We start from the raw sequence: 17,997 nt of genomic DNA on the forward strand, positions 1-17,997 counted from the left end.
CTCACCGACCCCGTCGCCAACATCACCGCGGCCGCCAACTACGCCGCCGACCGCTACGGATCCATCGACAACGTCAACTCCGCCTACTGAGCCGGATGTGTCCAGGCGCATGCTGGAAGGCCCGGGGGCCTGCCCCCCGGACGCCGGTCGGCCGATTCCCTTCCGACCGCTCCCTGCGACGGCACGCCGTGATGTTCCACTCCGGCCCCTTGGCGGGCCGCACCACGAGGGAGCGACCGCGCCGTTCACCGATGACCGGAACAACCGGCCGGTGCCCGGCCTCACCGTCCCCGAACCGGCCTGACGTCAATCGGCCCACCACTCCCGCCTGTTGACGTCGATCGATCCGATCACGAGTTGTAGTCCGCCGCTCCGACGCGTGCGCACTTGTGGCACAGTCATGCCGTGGATGCACTGAGACCTCAGGACCCCGTGCGCATGGGCGCCTACCACCTGCTCGCCCGTCTCGGTGCGGGTGGCATGGGACAGGTGTATCTCGGCAGGTCACCCGGCGGACGGCTGGTGGCCGTGAAGGTCATCCGCGACGAGATCAGCGACCACCCCGAATCGCTGGCCCGCTTCCGGCGCGAGACCGCGACCGTCGAGGCCGTACGCAGCGCCTACACGGCGCAGTTGATCGAGGCCTCGCTCGACGCACCCCCTTACTGGCTGGCCACCGAGTACGTGGCCGGACCCACCCTGCGCGACGCCGTCGGCACGAGCGGCCCCTTCCCGCCGGACAGCGCCCTGAGACTCCTCGCCGCGCTCGCCGAGGGCCTGGCCGCCGTCCACGCCCACGGAGTCACGCACCGGGACGTGAAGCCGCACAACGTGATCCTCTCGCCACAGGGGCCGCAACTGATCGACTTCGGCATCGCGCGAGGGCTTGAGCAGACGATCCTCACCCGGGACGGAATGGTCTCGGGGACCCCCGGCTACACGGCCCCCGAGGTACTGCTGCGCAACGAGGTGGGCCCGGCCGCCGATGTCTTCGCCCTGGGCGCGACCCTCGCGTACGCGGCGACGGGCCGGCCCCCGTACGGCACGGGCGAACCGGCGGCGGTGAGCTACCGGACCGTGCACGAGGAGATAGACCTGGCAGGGGTCCGGCCCGCGACGGCCGATCTCATCCGGCAGTGCGTTGCCAAGGATCCGGCGGACCGGCCGGATCCGGCCTCCGTGATCGCCCGGTGCGCGGTGGACTCGCCGCTGGCGACGGACGCCCACTACCGGATGCTGGCACGCACCGCCGAACCCGTTTCCGTACCCCTGCCGGAGACCGGAACGGGGGCCGAAACCGGGAGCGGGAGCGAGGCCGAGACGACGCGCCTGCCGGGGACGGGGGAGCGGGCACGGCCTGTGAACCCTGAGCCGGACGTCCAGTTGGCGGATCGGGCCGCGAGCGCCGCACCCACCGGGGCGTCGGGCACCACACCGGACGACCGGCCGGGTCCGGAGAAGCGTCCCGGTCAGGGGGCGCGGGGCAGGGCCTGGCTCGCCGTCTGCGCGGTGGCGCTCGCGGTACCGGTCACGGTCTGGCTGCTCCCGGAGTCGGACGGGCGGGACACCGGCGCCGGCCCCGCGACGGAGGTGACCGTGTCCGGGCAGCCGGAAAAGTCGAAGCCGGAGAAGTCGAAGCCGGCCGAGCCGAAGCCGTCCACCGGCGAATCGGACAGCCGGCCGCCGGACCACATCGTGAACGATCGTGTCTCGCGGGACCGCTGGACCCTGTCCGACGACCCGCAGCAGGCGTCACAGGGCATGGGCTCCTGCGACCTCTCCAGCATCGTCGATTCCTCACCGCCGACGGGCCTGCAGTCCGCCGTGTCCCACACCACCGGTTCGGACATCGCCTCGCTGGAGATGCGTCCCAAGGACGCCGGAGCGGGGAAACGGCCCGCGCCGTACTACATATCCGTGGGGGTACGGCCCCCGCACGAGACGGACCGTGCCACCGGACGGCCCCTTCGATCGGTGAGCAAGGGCATCGGCTTCACCAGCAAGCCCGTCGACCTCTACTCCCGTTGGACTTCCGGCGGAACCATCAAGCTCAAGTATCCGGACGACTTCCGCGCCCATTTCGGCAAGCGCACCGTGGACGCGATCCCGGTCGGGAACGACAGGGGCGACTGGACCGTGGTGCTCTACCACGTCGAGGGCGGGCCGACGAAGTACACGTCCGTAGTGTGCAACGGGTTTCACGCCTGAGACGCGGCCGCGCGCCGTTCCCCGGCCGAGCTGTCGCGCGCCCGGCGGGCTGCGGTTCCGGCAGCGGCCCGCCGGCCGTCAGCGTTGGCGGAGGTGATCCCGCAGCGTGCGGGCCACCTGCGCCATCAGCGCGTCCGCGCCGGGCTGCGCACTGGCCGGGACGAGTGACTCGGTCAGCGCGGCGATGGCGAACGACTGGCCGTCGGAGTGCTCCACGACACCGATCTCGTGCCGGAGGTTGAGGAGGGTGCCGGTCTTGGAGGACCAGGTGGAGGCGTCCGAGGTGAAGTCGGGGGCGAGCCGGTGCCGGATCAGGTTGTGGGCCATCAGGGCGCGTACGCGTTCGGCCACTTCGGGATGGATCGCCGACGGCGTCCACAGAGCCTGCAACAGCTCGACGTACGAACGCGCGCTGCCGGAGCTGGCACGTGTGGTGTCGAGCTGCGGCACCCGATGCCCGCGACCGCCGGTGCCGGCGTCGATGGCGAGGGAGAGCGCCAGATGGGCCTGGGAGGCGTCGAAGCGTTCCAGCGGGGTGTCGGAGAGTTCGTCGAGGCTGTGCCGGACGGTGATGCCACGGAGCCCGAACTCACGCAGCATGCCGGTGACCTGGGCGGGCGGGGTCAGATCGAACAGCACGTCGGCGGCCACGCCGTCACTCACGCAGGTGCTCATGTAGAGCAGGTCGTCGATGGCGATCCGTACGGGGTGGCGGAACCGGCTCAGCCCCGTGGGGCCCGGTGTGGTCGTACGCCCGGGCCGCACCTCGATCGTCGTCGCCCCGTCGAGCTCGCCCCGCCGGATGCGCTCGGCCGTCGCCAGCGCGAGCGGAACCTTGACCAGGGACGCGGAAGGCAACTGGGTGTCCGGGGCGATCCCGACCTCCTCCCCGGTGTGGAGGTCCCGGACGAGCAGACAGCCGTGCAGTCCGCCCTCGTGCAGTTGCCGGCGCATCTCGCTCAGCAGCGTCTCGGTGCTCATGCCGTAGTCCTTTCCGCGCCGTCGGCCGTGCCGCCCGCCCCGCTGCCCGCACCCAGGCAGCGGCCGATGGCCGTGCCCAGCCGTGCCTCGATGTGTTGTGGATTGCCGCCTGCGGCGGCGACGAGCGCGAACCCCCGGCTGAGCGCGACCTCACCGACCGGCCGCCAGTGCAACGCGAATTCCTCGGCCTGCGCGGGCGAGCACAGCAGCAGATCGCGCGTGCGGAGCACCTCCGCCGCCGCGGTCGGGAGGTCGGTGGCGGCAATGAGCTGCGCGGGCCGCAGGCCCACCGCGTCCCGCAGCCGGGTCAGCGGGTCACGGATGTGCGGCACGTCGTCCTCCGGCTGGATCCAGATACGGCGGGCCGGGCCCGGCGACGCCCGCCCCATCCGCAACGTTTCGATGTAGACGCGCCGCACACCGGGATCCTGGACCCCGGCGAGCCCGAGCGGTACGGACCACGTCGCCTCGTCCGAGGGCACCGCGAGCAGCGCGGCGCGCACCGACTGCGCGTGGATGAACTCGATGCGCCGTGCCGGCGCGGCGGTCCGGAGATCGAGGGTGATGCCGTGCTCCCGTGCCTCCGCGATCAGACGGGCGAGAGCGGCCGTCGAACAGAGACCGGGCACCGCGAGCCGCCAGGGCTTGCCCTTCGAGGCCTCTGCCTCGTCCAGCAGCACATCGGCGGCCTGGACGAGCTGCCTGGCCGCCGGAAGCATCTCGCGGCCGAAGGGGGTGAGGACGGCCCGCCGTGACATGCGCTCGAACAGCTGCTCGCCGAAGCGTTCCTCCAGGGCGGCGACACGACGGCTGGCCACCGGTTGGGACATCCGGGCGGCGGCTGCTCCTACGGTGAAACTGCCGTGCTCGCTCACGCTGATGAACGCCCGACATGCTCCGACCAGATCCACAGCCCGCACCCTATGTCAGATCGGCATGAAACCGCGTCCGAGCGTATTGGACCGCATGGCCGTCGGACGGCGAGGGTGGGCCCGGCACCCAAGACCGCCCCGGGATGGGGAGTTGCCGCCCCATCCCCCATGCGCCCCTGCCCGCGGTCGCCCTGGAGGTTCGGACCCATGCAGAAGCACAGCAGTGCCCGGCGTGCCCTTCTTGGTGCGCTGGCCGCGCTCGCGCTCGTCCCGATCGCGGCGTGCGGCGGAGAGGACGCCCGGCCAGGGCCCTCCGCGTCCCCGGCGGCGTCCTCCCCGCACACCGGGGCGACGGGACCGGCCGCGAGCGCGAAACCGTTCGCCCCGGATCGGTTCGCCCGGCAGTTCAAGGACCTTGAGCGCAAGTACGATGCCCGGCTGGGCGTCTATGCCATCGACACCGGCACCGGTCGCGAAGTCACACACAACGACGGTGAGCGCTTCGCCCATGCCTCCACGTTCAAGGCGCTGGCCGCCGGGGCCGTACTGCGCAAGTACTCGCTGGGCGGAATGGACGAGGTGGTCAAATACTCGGAGGAGGACCTGGTCAGCGATTCTCCGGTGAGCGAGAAGCATGTCGGGACCGGGATGAGTCTGAGCGCGCTGTGCGACGCCGCCGTCCGCTTCAGCGACAACACCGCTGCGAACCTGCTCCTCGACCGGCTGGGCGGTCCTCGCGGACTGGACGCCGTACTCGCGGGCATCGGTGACGACGTGACCCGGATGGAACACGGCGAACCGGAGCTCAACCGGTGGTCCCCGGGTGCCATGTCCGACACCAGCACACCGCGGGCACTCGCGGGCGATCTGCGCGCGTTCGTCCTCGGAGACCTGCTCGGCAATGGCGAACGCGCGCAGTTGACGAAATGGCTGCGGACCAACATGACCGGAGCCGAACTCATCAGGGCCGGGATGCCCAGGGGTTGGGTGGTCGGCGACAAGACTGGCTCCGGAGGCAGCTACGGCACGCGCAACGACATCGCCGTGGTGTGGCGCCCCGACGGCGCCCCCGTTGTCGTGGCGATCCTGTCGAACCGGTTTCAGGAGGACGCCGAGTACGACAACGCACTCGTCGCGGAAGCGGCCTCCGTGGTCGCCGAAGCGCTGTCGTAGCGGGCAGTGTGCTGTCAGGCGGTCAGGGGCTGTCCGCCGTGCCGGATCCAGACGTTGGGTTCGACGTAGACGGCGTGATCGTGCGTGGTGTCGCAGTGCACCGGTGCCAGGGCACCGGGGACCTCCACGCAGCCGTCCCGGTCGAAGGGGAGACCGGTCCACCGCCGCCACTGGGCCAGCGAACCGCTGACCGTCATCGACGAGGGAGCGACCTTCTCGATGGTGCCGCCGGCCCTGACGTGCACCCGCACCCAGGGGTCGGCCGGCAGTCCGTCGTCGCGACGACGGCTGAGGTACTCGGTCATGGGGACGTGCGGATCCAGGTGCTTGGCCGTCGGCCGGACCGGCGCGAGCAGGGCGTCGTGCCCCTGCCGGCCCACCGCCAGGCGGAGCGCGGCGAGCATGCGGTAGGACAGGCCGCGGCCGAGGTAGTCGGCGTCCACCGATATCTCCAGCGCACTGGCCGCCGTCGGAGCGTTCCCGTGCTGCCGGTCACGGAAGGCCCATGTCAGCACCCGGTCCCAGCCCTGGTCGGGCAGCTCCTCACGTCCGTCGAGCACGGAGTTGAACGGCACGGCGAGTCCGCGCGCGACGACCCGGCCGCCGTCCGCCGCCGCCACGCAGTACTGCGGGAACTCCTCCGGAACCCGGCTCAACAAGGCGCTCGCGGCCATGTCGTGGGGCGTGAAGACGGGCCAGGAGTCGTTGATCTCGTACACGCGGGAGATCAGCGACGGGTCTTCGGAGAGCGGGAGGATCCGGATGCTGTCTGTCTCTGTCACGAAGCGGCACCCTGCCACACGACGACACCGTGTCCAAGCGGCGCATGTGCCGCCCGCTTCGGCCGAGCCGAGCGGCACTGTGTTCGCGGCCCGGTCCCGGCGCTTCGACGCGACGGTCCGCAGCCGCAGGGCGGAGGCCGTGGCACGCACCGCCCGTGACCTGGGTCCGGACCTGGGTCCGGACCCAGGAACGATAGGTCCGGACCTGGGTCTGCCGGCCCTCTCGTAACCGGTTCCATCGCTTCTACGCTGCCACCGCAGACGGGGGCCGAGAGCGAGGCACGGGGGTGGCAGGCGTGCGCACAAGGGGCAGTACGAGCAGGACGACCGAACGTGGTCAGACCGGGATCGAGTATCTCGGCCTCATCACCGCGGTGTCGCTGCTGATCGGTGCGATCGTGACCGTGAGTGTGGCGGCCAACCTCGACGGGGGCTTCGAAAAGGCCCTGTGCCGGCTGATGCAGGTCGCCGGGGGCGGCGGTTCCTGCGACTCTGACAACGTTGCCGGAGAGGGGCAGGGCCCACCGGCGACGCAGGGTTCCGATACGGGAGACGAGGGTTCACCGGCACCGGGGGAGCAGGAGACCGGCGGGGATGTGATTCCCGCGCAGTCCCCCGGACCGGACGCGCCGGACGCGAAGGACTCGTTCCAGCCCGCCCGCTGCCTGCTGGCCGCGGACGACACGAAGGACACCGTCGTCGTCCAGATCCTGTTCATCAAGATCAGCCACTCGGAGCAGGTGAAACTCTCCCAGTGGTCCGACGGTTCGGTCACCCTGGAGCGGATGAGTACCACCGGCGGTGGTGTCTCGGCCTCGATCGGCGCGAGCATTCCCGGCCTGAAGAAGTGGGGCGGCGGCGCGTCGCTCAGCGGCAGTTACATACGCGGCAGCGGCAGCGGCGGGCAGTGGATGTTCAACACGCACAAGTCGGACGACCCCAACGCCGACCTCGCGGCCAACCTGGAAGAGGCGAAGCAGTTCTCCGAGTACCTCAAGAAGGCGGAGAAGTGCCGTAACAAGACCGGCCCGCGCGCCTCCGAACTGGGCATGATCTGCAGCTACCACGCCGACAAGGAAAAGCCCGATGTGGATCCGGAGCGCGCCCCGGACATCGACATCACCAGGACCACCACCGAGGCATCGGGCAGCGTCAGCTTCGGCGGCAAGTACGCCAAGAACGACAAGGAGGTCGCGCCCTGCGGAAGACCATCGCCGACGAGGTGACGAAGAACAACCCGGGCGCCAGGGGCGAGGCACTCGACAAGCTCATCAGGAACGCCCAGTCCACCAGCATCATCAAGGACGTGCCGGAGACCAGGAGCGTCGGCAACGTCTCCGCCGAGGGTGTGTCGGGGGCGCTCAGCAAGGACGTGGTCGTCATGCGTCACAAGACCGGCCCGGACTCCGGAAGGATCACCTTCGTCCACACCTTCTCGCTCAACGGATCGGTCGGCCCGGGAGGTCAGGCCGCCGGCTCGCGGATGCAGCAGGTCGCCGTCACCTACGACGCGGAGGCGTACGACCGTGAGGAGAAGGCCGGCGATGCCCACCATCCGCAGAAGATGAAGATCACCACGAGTCAGGAGAGCGGGGGCAACGAGGGCGCCTCCTCCGGCGGGGGCGCCAACGCGGGCCCGGTGACGATCGACGTCGGCGGCGGCGGTGGCGAGACGGAGTCCGATCTGCACACCGAGGCCGCCGAACTGGACCTCTCCGACGCGAAGGACAGCACCACGGCCGAGGACTGGCTGCGCGGGCGGGGCAGCAACCCGGCCGACGAAGCGATGCCGTCACCCTCCTCGACGGCCGAGCCGCCGGCGCAGGACGCGTCCGCGTTCCGGCGGCTGCTGCACGACAAGGGGCAGTTGCAGCGGCTGGACTACAAGGTGAACACCGACTGGTGGAACGCCTCGCTCGGCATCGGATTCGGGCTCTCCGCCGGGCAGTTCAGCATCGGCTTCAAACTCTTCGGCATCGACATCACCCACGAGCACCGTCAGCAGACCCTGACCGGAAACCCCACCTACGCCGGCGCACCGGGCCCGGACGGCATGCGCCCCTGGAAGGACTTCACCAACTGCTCCCGCACCAAACCCATCACGAGCTGAGCGGCACCGGACCGGTGCGCGGTCCGCGGGGCCAGGAGCGCACCGGGGCCGAACGCATGGACTGGCGGACGACCGGGCGAGCACGCGCGGACGGGGCCCTGTCCGGCCGTTCGTCGCATGGTGAGGGCCGGATGGGCCTGCAACGCGTGGTCGCCGTGGCGCCACCGCGGGCCGAGCAGCGCCGAGATCCGGTCCATGCGCCGGTGCACGCGCTGGGCGCTGCCCCGCAGTGATCAAGCGGAACCGACGCCACAGGCAGCCGCCGGCCGGCTGTGGCGTCGTTCCGCGTGCCTGAACGGTGCGCCTTCTCGAACGGGCGGTCGGCCGGGACGGCGTCACCGTTCGCCGCGGCCCGTGTCGTCCGGCCGACCGGGCGGTACTGCGGCGACATCGTTCGCGCAGCCGTACCGCAGGCCGTCGCACACGACGCTCAGTACCCGTTGTGGCACGGCCGCGCCGCCGTCGTTGCGATTGCGGGCCAGTATCAGCCCGGTGATCAGGGCCATGAGGTCGGCGACGCTGATGTCGTCGCGGACGGCTCCGGCCTGTTGTGTATTGAAGAGCAGCTTGCCGATGCTCCGACGAAGACGGCGCCTCGCCCGGGGCACGGCGGCCGAAGCTTCGACGTCCTCCCCGGCGAGGGCGTCCACCATGTCCCTGCGCACGCCGCCTTCCTCGATGGTCAGGGAGAGGAACTCGAAGAACGCCGCAGCGGGGTCGTCCGAGTCCGCCAACTTCTCCGCCTGGTCCGCGAGTTGTTCGAGGCGGCCGAGGACGATCGTTTCGAACAGCGCTTCCTTGCTCGTGAAGTGCCGGTAGACAGTCCCGGAACCCACTCCCGCGCGCCGGGCGATCTCGTCCAGGGGCACGCCGAGGCCCTCCGAGGCGAACGCTTCCTGGGCGGCCTCCAGCACCCGGGCACGGTTGCGCCGGGCATCCGAACGCAGGGCCGCACCAAAACGGGGGGACGGTTCACCTTCCTGTTGCTCAAGGTGTGGGTCTTGTGCGTTCATGTCCCTTTTCATATGCGGTCTCCGTGAGAATTCTCGTTGACAACCGGGGAGTTGGTTCCGTAACTTCGGTCCGGATCAGATGCCCGGATTCTAGGATGCGCAGCAGGAAAGACGGATCCGAGGGTCGGGAGAACAACCACGGGAACCTGAGGGAAGGGCCCTGGATTTGAACTCGTCACTGATTCCGCGGCGTCGGCCGAACGGCGCCGGCCCGGAAGTCTCCGCACTGGGGCTCGGCTGCATGGGAATGAGCCAGACCTATGGGGTTCCGGACGACAGGGAGTCGATCGCGACGATCCACCGGGCACTCGAACGGGGCTGCTTCTTCTTCGACACAGCGGAGTCGTACGGCCCCTTCGCCAACGAAGAACTCCTGGGCCGCGCACTCCGTGGCCGCCGGGAGGAGGCGGTCATCGCGACGAAGTTCGGGTGGGAGTACGAAGGAACACGGCGCGGAGCTCTGAACAGCAGGCCCGCGCACATTCGCACCGTGGTCGACCAATGCCTGGAGCGGCTGAGAACGGACCGCATCGACGTCCTCTATCAGCACCGCGTGGACCTCGATGTCCCGATCGAGGAGGTGGCCGGCACGGTCGGTGAGCTCATCCAAGCGGGAAAAGTCCTCCACTTCGGCCTGTCGGAAGCCGGTGCGGGAACGATCGCCCGCGCCCACGAGGTCTGTCCGGTGGCCCTGCTCCAGACGGAGTACTCGCTGTGGGAGCGCCACATCGAGCAGGAGATTCTGCCGGCGATCCGGGAGCGGGGAATCGGTCTCGTGGCCTACTCGCCTCTGGGGCGTGGGTTCCTGACAGGCACGGCGCGGCCGGCGGAGGAGTATCCGGAATCGGACTACCGCCGCCACGACCCCCGATTCCAGGGGGACAACTTCACCGCCAACACGGCCGCGGCATCGGTGGTGCGTGAAGTGGCCGCGAGGCAGGAGGCGACGCCGGCCCAGATCGCTCTCGCATGGCTGCTCCACCGGGGCGAAGACATCGTGCCGATCCCCGGGACCAAGCGCAGGGTCACGCTGGAGGAGAACCTCGCGGCGGTGGACGTGGTGCTGGACGCCGAGGACCTCCGGCGGCTGGACGAAACGCTGCCCCCGGAAGCGGTGGCGGGAACCCGCTACCCGGAAGCCGTCATGCATATGAACGGCCGCTGACGTCGCGGACGGTCGTCGAAGAAAGGGCCCGCTGATCGTCCGGACGGACACCGGGCAGCTCTCCGGGGCGGACACCGGCAGCGGGGCGCACCGCGGACCCGCGCCGGTGCTGGGACTTCCCGTCGGCACGTGAGGATCCGCGGCCCTGCGCAGCGCGCCCGGAAGGGCGCCCGACGGGTACCGGCCTCGGCCGGGCGTCCTTCGTGCACGTCCGGAAGAAACCCAGCTTCTTCGGCGAGTACGACACCAGGAGGTTCTTCGTCTGCTGGTCGTGCAGCGGCAGCACCCTGCTGACCGGTGTGAACGGCACCCGGCGAGACTCTTTCGGAGTAGCCGGCCCGGGAGTGGTCCGGATCTCGATCGATGCGGTTCCTGGCGAGCGAACAACTGCCATCGCCCGGTGGTGGGCGCCGCGGCGACAGGTCGCCGTATGCGTGGGTCTGCGGCCGTGCTGCTCGGGCGCCTGGTCGCCCACTTCTGGAGGCACGTCCTGCTCGCCGGACCTGTTCGGGCCCGTCACGCCCTGCTGACAAGGCTGAACTGCCCCGGGTCGGCGAGGAGATGGACGTGCACACGTCTTGACCGGTGGCCGCCGCCGCACGCACCGTTGCGGGGCAGTTCTTTCCAAGGGGGGTACGTGAACAGCAAGTGGTTCGGCGCGTGTACGGGTGCGGCCCTCTTCGCGGTGCTGGGCGCCCTGCCGGCACCCGCTTCCTCCGAGCCGCGGCCGGGGGCGGCGCATGCCCTGCCGCTGGGCGCCGCCGGCTTGACCGAGACCCGTGGCACGCGGACGTTGCAGCCTGGTGTCACCCTTACGCGGATCGTGCGCGGTGCCGACGCCCCTGCGCTCGCGTGGACGGTCGAGGTCTCCATACCCGGTGGCGTCACCTCGCCGGACCCCGACGCGCCGCCGACGGCGCTGAAGGACCGGGCGAGCGCCGACGAGCTGGCTGCCGACTTGCAGGAGGAAGGTTTTGACGCCCGGGTCGAGGAGGTCACGACTCCGGCGGTCGCCGACTTCGCCGGTGGAACGCTCGGGTGGCGGGTCCGGGTCGGGCAGTTCGACTCGCAGTCCACCGGGACGTCGGAGCGCACCAGGCTGAGAGGGGCCGGGTACGCAGGGTCCGTCGTGTACACCGGCTGGGACGGAAACCCAACGGACCGTGGCCCGTGGCGGATCGACGTGCTCACCATCGACCCGGACCGGTTCCGCGGAGGGCTCAGGGCATCGTACGGTTCCGATCTGGAGAACCGCGAGAAGACCAGCGAGCTGGCAGCCGCCGCCGGTGCGACCGCGGCGGTCAACGGCGGGTTCTTCGTCCTCGACCCGAGCGCCGGAGCCCCGGGCGATCCGGCCGGTATCGGCGTCTACGACGGCCGGCTACTGAGCGAGCCGGTGAACGGACGCCCCGGTCTGGTGATGCGCGGCTCCGGCCGGCACAGCGCGGTCACCCGGCTCAGCTGGGCGGGACGGGTCGTCGGCCGCTCGTCGCAACCCCTGGACGGTATCGACCGCGTACCGGGCCTGATCAGGAACTGCGGCGGCACCGCCGACGACCGTCCGACCTCGCTGCCCCTTCACGACGTGACATGTACCGACCGCGACGAACTCGTGGGGTTCACGACGGATTACGGCCGACGGACACCACAGGGCGACGGCCTGGAGGCTGTACTGGACGCCCGCGGCCGGGTCCTGGAACTCCGCTCACCGCGTGGCGGCTCGCTGCCGGCCGGCGGCAGCTCCGTGCAGGCGACCGGCACGCGCGTCGCCGAGCTGGCCGACCTGGCGCGGGTCGGCCGACCTCTGCGCATCGAGGGGATGTTGCGGGACGGCAGCGGTCGCAAGGTCTCCCCGACACCGGCGACCAGCATCTTCAACGGCGGCCCCGAACTGGTCCGTGACGGGCGGCTGCACGTCACGCCTGCCACCGACGGCATGGTGCAGTCCGGCAACGCGAGCTTCTACTACGGCTGGGTGCACAAGCGCAATCCACGCACGCTGGCCGGGGTGGACAACGTCGGCAGGACCGTGTTCGTCACCGTCGACGGACGCAGCACGGATGCGCTCGGGCTGAGCATTCCCGAGAGCGCAGCCGTGGCCAAGGCACTCGGCCTGCGCGACGCGGTCAATCTCGACGGCGGCGGGTCGACCACGATGGTGGTCGACGGAGAAGTGATCAACAACCCGTCCGACGCGGCCGGAGAACGCCCTGTGGGGGACGCACTGCTGATCCTGCCGGACCGGGACTGACCCGGCCCGATCCGAGAACACCGGAGCCAGCTACCACCGACCGACGGGAGCCGCCGTGACCACCGTCCCGATCCACCGATCCCGCCTCCTGCTCGTCCTTCTCGCGCTGCTGATGGCCGTCGCGTCGACTCCGCCGGCGCCCGCCACCGCGTCGACGGTGTCACCTGCCTGGCAGGCGGGTTGGCCGGGTGTCCCGTCCCGGGGTGCGGAGGTCGTCGCGGTCACCCAGGTCGCCGACCGGCAGGTCGACCTGTCGGTGCGTTCACCGGCCCTCGGAGGCCGGACGGTGAACGTGCGTCTGCTCACGCCCGATGGCTGGGACCCGGGGCGACCGGAGCCGGCACTGGCCGACGCTCTGGCTGCTGCACGGCTGCTGCGGGGACTACACCTCGTGGACCGCTCGGACCGACATCGCGCGGACCGACAGCCTGCGCGACGTCCTCGTGGTCATGCCGGAGGCCGGCTGGAACGGCTGGTACAGCGACTGGTGGAACCATGGCCGGGGCGGTGACCCGGCGTGGGAGACCTTCCACACCAAGGAACTCCGCCGGCTCCTCGAACACGCCTGGGGGGCGGGCAGGAACCGCGTCGTGGCGGGACTGTCGATGGGTGGCCAGGGCGCTCTGCTGTATGCCGCCCGGCACCCCGGGATGTTCAAGGCGGTCGCGGCGTACTCCGGTTCTGTGCACCCGCTGCTCAACGACGAGTCGACGAACCGCATCATGGGGTTCTTCGCCGGTCAGGGCGATGACCCGCTGAGGGTCTGGGGCGACCCGGTCGCGCAACGTGACGTCTGGGCGGCCCACGATCCGTTCCACCTGGCCAAACGCCTCACGCCGATCCCCGTCTACCTGTCGTGCGGCGACGGCACCACCGGCCCCTTGGACCCGCCGGGCAGCACGAGCGCGCTCGAGGCGGACTTCAACAGGCAGAACCAAGCTCTCGCGAGCGAGCTCGAACGCAAGGGCGCGAGGCATGTGACCACCAACTTGTACGGACCGGGGACGCACGGCTGGCCCTACTGGCAGCGTGAGTTGCACTCCTCGCTGCCGATACTGCTCCAGGCCATGAGGACCGACGTCTGAACGGCCGCGCGCCGGCGTTGTCCGTCATGGCATCCCCTGCGTGCCATGCCCGACCGCGTCTGGTACGCGCACCGGCCGATCCGGGACGGGCGTGCCCGACCGGTCTGCGCGATGAGTGGTCGTGCGCTCACGCGCGCGCTCTGTACGACCGCGCCGAAGAGGGGCGGAAAAGGCTCGGACCCGGCGCTCGGTGCCCGGCCGATCCGATTCATCACGGGACGAACGAAAGTGCGGCACCCGACGAGTCAGGTCGGCACACCGGCATGGCAGGCTCCATCGCCCCGCCGGACGGCACAGTCCGCACTGCGGGCCGGAGCCTGTGGGGTTCGGCGGGAGCTCAGTCCCCGGACCGGCCGGTCATCCCGGCGCTCGTGTACACGCGGCTCACGAACTCGGCGATCTGCTCGTCGCTCAGATTCTTCGCAAGATCGGCCTCCGTGATCATGCCGATCAGACGGTGGCCGCCCTGGACGTCGATCACCGGCAACCGCTTGATCTGGTGTTCCTCCATGGTTCTCAGGACATCGCCCGCGTCCGCTTCGGCATCGATCCAGTGCACCTTGGCCATGAGCGATCCGGCCTGCACGGTTGCCGGGTCGACGCCCTCGGCGCAGCACTTGATAACGATGTCACGGTCGGTGATCAAGCCCGTGAGCCTGTTGTTGTCGCCGCAGATGGGTAGGCAACCGATGTTCAGATCGCGCATCATCTTCGACACGTCGAACAGCGACTGGTGCGCGCCGACGCACTGCACGCCGCCGGACATGATGTCTCGTGCTCGTAGTTTCGCAGCCATGATTTCCTCCCGTTCCGACTGCGTTGCCTCCTCTGCCATCGATCACAACACGAATGGTTCAGCACCGCTCCTCAAAAGCGCCGGCGATACAGGAATCCCGAGCGTCGCGCCCGACCGGATCGGCCCCGAGCGGCCGAAGCGGGCCCAAGGGCTGTCGGCTCCGCGGGCAGAGAGCCCGGGGCTCACGGATCTGGAGTTCGTGCGGGTCGCCGCTGCGGCTCCGGTCCGCAGGCAGGGTCCGGCCGACGGCTCTACCGCGTTGTCGGCGGAGGGGCGGCTGCCCAGGAACGGGCGGCTTCCTTGTCCGAGCCGAGCACGTTCTCACCGTAGAGATCCTGCAGCCAGTTGGTCTGGTAGATGGTGTCGAGGTAGCGCTCACCGAGGTCAGGACCGACGGCCACTGCGGTGAGGTCGCTCGCGTCGTGCCGTGCCAACCAGTCCGTCGCGCCACTGATCACCGTGCCGGTGGAGCCGCCGAACAGGAATCCGCGCCTGGCCAGACGATGGCAGGCACGTATGGTGTCCGCCTCCTCGACAAGAATCACCTCATCGACATAGGACTCGTCGAGCAGCGGCGGGCGCATGCTCATGCCCAGGCCGGGAATCATCCGGGGGCCCGGCGAACCGCCGAAGGACACCGAGCCGACGCTGTCCACCGCGATGATCCGCACCGGCCGGTGCCATCCCCGGAAGTAGCGCGCACAGCCCATCAGGGTCCCGGTGGTGCCGGCTCCGACGAACAGTACGTCCAGCCGCGGGAACTGCCGGGCGACCTCCGGCGCGGTCGTACGGTAGTGCGCCTTCCAGTTGCTCGGATTGGTGTATTGGCTGAGCCACACGTATCGGTCGTCGGAGGCGCACAGCTCGCGGAGGTAGTCGAGCCGCGCGCCGAGAAAGCCGGAGTCTGCTCGCGGTTCGGCGAGCACATGCACCTTGCTGCCCAACGCCTCCATCATCATCCTGTTCGACAGATTGCCGCGGGAGTCCGTCACACACAGGAACTGGTAGCCCTTGCTCGCCGCAATCACGCTCAGCGCCACGCCGAGGTTTCCGGACGAGGATTCGACCAGGATCGATTCCGGTGTCAGGATTCCATCCCGCTCAGCGGCTTCCACCATCGCGGTCGCGGCCTTCAGCTTGATCGAGCCGGCGAAGTTGAAGCCCTCGCACTTCAGGAAGAGCGGATGCCCGAAGATCGACCGGAGGTCGACATAGAGATCCTCTTCGTTGAAGCCGTAGGGAGTGGAAATGACGGGCACCATGGCCTCCTCTGTCTGGAGCAGAGCACTTGTCGGAGTCATCCGGCCGGGGGCGGGCTCCTCGCCCGTGCGGGCGAGACCCTGTCCCCAACCGGCGGGACAGGGCCCTGGTCAGCAGCCGCTGTCTCGTGCGTCAGGACCTGCTGCGACGTGACTGGTGTTCTCCTTTGGGCTCAGCCTCGAAGGAGCATCCTGCGCTCTCGGCCGGCTCATCCGTACCGGCTCGTTTCGTGGAAGAAGTCGTCGATGACGTGCAACTCTCCGGAGCGGGCCAGTTCGGTATACACGTACTTGCCCACCGCGAGGTCGAGCACCCCGAGACCGAAGGGCGAGAACACCACCGGCCGGTCCGCAGGCACCTTCACCCGTCCGGCCATCACGTCGTCCAGCGTCCCGTGCAGGAAGTCCCGGTTGCCCGTGAGCTGCTCGGCCAGATGCGGGGAGGTGTCGGCCTTGAGGCAGTGCTCGACGTCATCGACGATGTTGGCCGAGGCGAGCAGGATCTCCGGCGCGAGGTCGCGCAGCGACACGTGCAGCACCAGTGGATTGTGTGCGAACCATGACGGGTCACTGACGTGCGGTTGACCGGCGACCGTGGCGAAGACGACCAGGTCGCTGTTGCGGATCAACTGCTCGGCGCTGTCGTGCACGGTGATCCGGCCGGCGGTGTCCGACTGCTCCAGGTAGCACCGGAAGCCTGCCGCGCTCTCGGCGGACAGGTCGTGTACGCCGATCTCGTCGAACGACCAGCCGGTGCCGGCCAGGAAGGTGTGGATGTAGCGGGCGATCAAGCCCACCCCGAAGAACCCGACACGCGTCGGTCGCGGCCGGTCGCGGCTGAGCCAGTCGGCCGCCGACGCCGCCGACGCGGCCGTCCGGGTGGCGCTGATGATCGAACTCTCCAGACAGGCGAACGGGTAGCCCGTGTCGGGGTCGTTGAGGATCAGCACCGCCGATGCCCTCGGGATGCCTGCCGTCACGTTGCCCGGGAAGCTGGAGATCCACTTCAGGCCGTCCACCCGTGCCTTCCCGCCGATCGAGGCGGGCAGCGCGATGATCCGGGAGGACGGACGGTCGGGGAAACGAAGGAAGTACGACGGCGGGTTCACCGAATCACCGGCGCCGTGCAGCCGGTAGGTGGCCTCGACCAGCTCCGTGATCCGCTTCTCGCATCTGTGCAGCGTGCGCTGGACCTGGGCACCGGAGATCACCGCGAACGGTGGGACGGTGATCGACGGGACCGTTGCGGGCCCGCTCGCGGTGGAATCGACGGTGCTCACCGTGTGGTCACCTTCACGGTCGGCGAGCAGTCGTCCAGACGCACCGGATCGGCCATGGCGACGAGCACCTCACGCGGTCCCTCGAAGGGCTCCCTGCTGTGCGCGGTGCGGACGTTGTCGACGAGCATCAGATCGCCGGCCTGCCAGGGTTCGCGTGCGGTGTTCGCTTCGTAGACGCTGTTGAGCAGCTGCACGACATCCTCGCCGATCGGGTCGCCGTTGCCGAAGCGGGTGTTGAACGGCAGCCCGTCGGCGCCGTAGACGTCCACCAGGTACTCGTGCACCTCGGGGGCCATCGTCCACTCGTTGAGGAACGCGATCTGGTTGAACCAGCAGCGTCGGCCGGTGACCGGGTGGCGCACCACGGCGCTGCGGTGCTGTCTGGTACGGAGTCCACCGTCGGGCTGCCACTCGAACGTGATCGCGTTCGCGCGGCAGTAGCGCTCGACGGCGCCCCGGTCCTCGGTGCCGAAGGCCTCGGCGACGGACGCGCCGATCTCGTCGTTGTAGGTGCGGGTGAGCAGCCAGCCCTCGCGCTCGAACCGTTCGGTCAACTCGGTGGGCAGCGCGTCGAGCACGGTCGGTGAGTCGGCGAGCGCGGTCGCCCCGCCGCCGGTGGGCGCGGTGAGACAGGCGAACATCATCAGGCCGGGGAACGTGAGCGTGTAGCTCAGTTCGTGGTGCATGCACATCGGCTGGTTCGGCGGCCACATCGACGAGGAGTACACCCCGTCGGAGTAGGTCTGCCGGGGCGCGAAGGCCTCCTGCTCGGTCATCAGACCGGTGGCCAGCTTCGAGAAGACGGCCGCGGTCTCGGCCGCGTCACGCAGCCCGAGGCCACGGACCAGGACCGAACCGTGTTCGGCGACGACTGCGCGCAGTGTCTCCCGGTGCTCGGCCGCCCAGGCCGGTGCGTCGCCGGTGGCCCCGGCCATCAGCCGCGGGGGTCTGCCGGATTCCAGTTCCACGTCGACCAGCGAAGCCGTGGGGGTGGACGACATCTCGATCTCCTTTCAACTGAT

General features: G+C 69.8%; 14 protein-coding genes and 2 pseudogenes. 8 read left to right on the forward strand and 8 right to left on the reverse strand.

Annotated elements, in window-relative coordinates:
• Positions 1-90, forward strand: a pseudogene (locus tag ABZ622_RS38085) (lytic transglycosylase); the annotation flags it as partial.
• Positions 91-405: 315 nt separating this feature from the next.
• Positions 406-2,208 (forward strand): protein kinase, encoded by a 1,803-nt coding sequence (locus ABZ622_RS38090; protein ID WP_360551335.1) that lies wholly within the window; start codon positions 406-408, stop codon positions 2,206-2,208.
• A 78-nt stretch (positions 2,209-2,286) separates the two neighbouring features.
• Here the strand turns inward: ABZ622_RS38090 and ABZ622_RS38095 are convergent, their stop codons facing one another.
• Both ABZ622_RS38095 and ABZ622_RS38100 read right to left on the reverse strand, forming a co-directional pair.
• Positions 2,287-3,189, reverse strand: a complete 903-nt coding sequence (locus tag ABZ622_RS38095) for a serine hydrolase (protein ID WP_360551337.1) — start codon at positions 3,187-3,189, stop codon at positions 2,287-2,289.
• The gene (locus tag ABZ622_RS38100; RefSeq protein ID WP_360551339.1) at positions 3,186-4,100 is read right to left on the reverse strand and encodes a LysR family transcriptional regulator; all 915 of its coding nucleotides are present in this window, start codon (positions 4,098-4,100) and stop codon (positions 3,186-3,188) included. The genes ABZ622_RS38095 and ABZ622_RS38100 overlap by 4 nt, the downstream gene beginning before the upstream one ends.
• A 168-nt stretch (positions 4,101-4,268) precedes the next feature.
• Between ABZ622_RS38100 and bla the strand changes: the two genes are divergently transcribed.
• Positions 4,269-5,234, forward strand: coding sequence for a class A beta-lactamase (gene bla / locus ABZ622_RS38105; protein WP_360551341.1), 966 nt, complete (start codon positions 4,269-4,271; stop codon positions 5,232-5,234).
• A 14-nt stretch (positions 5,235-5,248) separates the two neighbouring features.
• On the opposite strand, the gene ABZ622_RS38110 is transcribed toward bla, so the two are convergent.
• The gene (locus tag ABZ622_RS38110; RefSeq protein WP_360551343.1) at positions 5,249-6,016 is read right to left on the reverse strand and encodes an N-acetyltransferase; all 768 of its coding nucleotides are present in this window, start codon (positions 6,014-6,016) and stop codon (positions 5,249-5,251) included.
• Positions 6,017-6,312: 296 nt separating this feature from the next.
• On the opposite strand from ABZ622_RS38110, the gene ABZ622_RS38115 reads away from it, so the two are divergent.
• Positions 6,313-7,242 carry a hypothetical protein gene (locus tag ABZ622_RS38115; RefSeq protein WP_360551345.1) on the forward strand — a complete coding sequence of 310 codons (930 nt, stop codon included), beginning with the start codon at positions 6,313-6,315 and terminating at the stop codon, positions 7,240-7,242.
• A complete protein-coding gene (locus tag ABZ622_RS38120) occupies positions 7,239-8,126 on the forward strand; it encodes a hypothetical protein (RefSeq protein ID WP_360551347.1) in 888 nt (295 codons plus the stop codon). The genes ABZ622_RS38115 and ABZ622_RS38120 overlap by 4 nt, the downstream gene beginning before the upstream one ends.
• A 335-nt stretch (positions 8,127-8,461) precedes the next feature.
• On the opposite strand, the gene ABZ622_RS38125 is transcribed toward ABZ622_RS38120, so the two are convergent.
• Complete coding sequence (locus ABZ622_RS38125) at positions 8,462-9,139, reverse strand: TetR/AcrR family transcriptional regulator (RefSeq protein WP_360551349.1); 678 nt, start codon at positions 9,137-9,139, stop codon at positions 8,462-8,464.
• A gap of 181 nt (positions 9,140-9,320) precedes the next feature.
• Between ABZ622_RS38125 and ABZ622_RS38130 the strand changes: the two genes are divergently transcribed.
• The 3 genes and pseudogenes from ABZ622_RS38130 (at position 9,321) to ABZ622_RS38140 (ending at position 13,640) form a co-directional block, all read left to right on the forward strand.
• Positions 9,321-10,304 (forward strand): aldo/keto reductase, encoded by a 984-nt coding sequence (locus ABZ622_RS38130; RefSeq protein ID WP_360551369.1) that lies wholly within the window; start codon positions 9,321-9,323, stop codon positions 10,302-10,304.
• A gap of 637 nt (positions 10,305-10,941) precedes the next feature.
• Positions 10,942-12,555 (forward strand): phosphodiester glycosidase family protein, encoded by a 1,614-nt coding sequence (locus tag ABZ622_RS38135; RefSeq protein WP_360551351.1) that lies wholly within the window; start codon positions 10,942-10,944, stop codon positions 12,553-12,555.
• A 112-nt stretch (positions 12,556-12,667) separates the two neighbouring features.
• Positions 12,668-13,640, forward strand: a pseudogene (locus ABZ622_RS38140) (alpha/beta hydrolase family protein).
• Positions 13,641-13,977: 337 nt separating this feature from the next.
• On the opposite strand, the gene ABZ622_RS38145 reads toward ABZ622_RS38140, so the two are convergent.
• The 4 genes from ABZ622_RS38145 to ABZ622_RS38160 all read right to left on the reverse strand — a co-directional run bounded on the left by ABZ622_RS38145 (position 13,978) and on the right by ABZ622_RS38160 (position 17,976).
• Positions 13,978-14,436, reverse strand: a complete 459-nt coding sequence (locus ABZ622_RS38145; protein WP_360551371.1) for a CBS domain-containing protein — start codon at positions 14,434-14,436, stop codon at positions 13,978-13,980.
• Positions 14,437-14,687: 251 nt separating this feature from the next.
• Complete coding sequence (gene sbnA / locus ABZ622_RS38150) at positions 14,688-15,695, reverse strand: 2,3-diaminopropionate biosynthesis protein SbnA (protein WP_360551373.1); 1,008 nt, start codon at positions 15,693-15,695, stop codon at positions 14,688-14,690.
• A gap of 209 nt (positions 15,696-15,904) precedes the next feature.
• Positions 15,905-16,975: a 2,3-diaminopropionate biosynthesis protein SbnB gene (gene sbnB / locus ABZ622_RS38155; protein ID WP_360551353.1), complete on the reverse strand. Its 1,071-nt coding sequence runs from the start codon at positions 16,973-16,975 to the stop codon at positions 15,905-15,907.
• On the reverse strand, positions 16,972-17,976 hold the full coding sequence (locus tag ABZ622_RS38160) for a TauD/TfdA family dioxygenase (protein WP_360551355.1): 1,005 nt from the start codon (positions 17,974-17,976) through the stop codon (positions 16,972-16,974). Before ABZ622_RS38160 ends, sbnB begins: the two co-directional genes overlap by 4 nt.
• Positions 17,977-17,997: the final 21 nt, after the last annotated feature.

It is taken from the genome of Streptomyces sp. NPDC007164 (assembly GCF_040634135.1).
Classification (GTDB): Bacteria; Actinomycetota; Actinomycetes; order Streptomycetales; family Streptomycetaceae; genus Streptomyces; species Streptomyces sanglieri.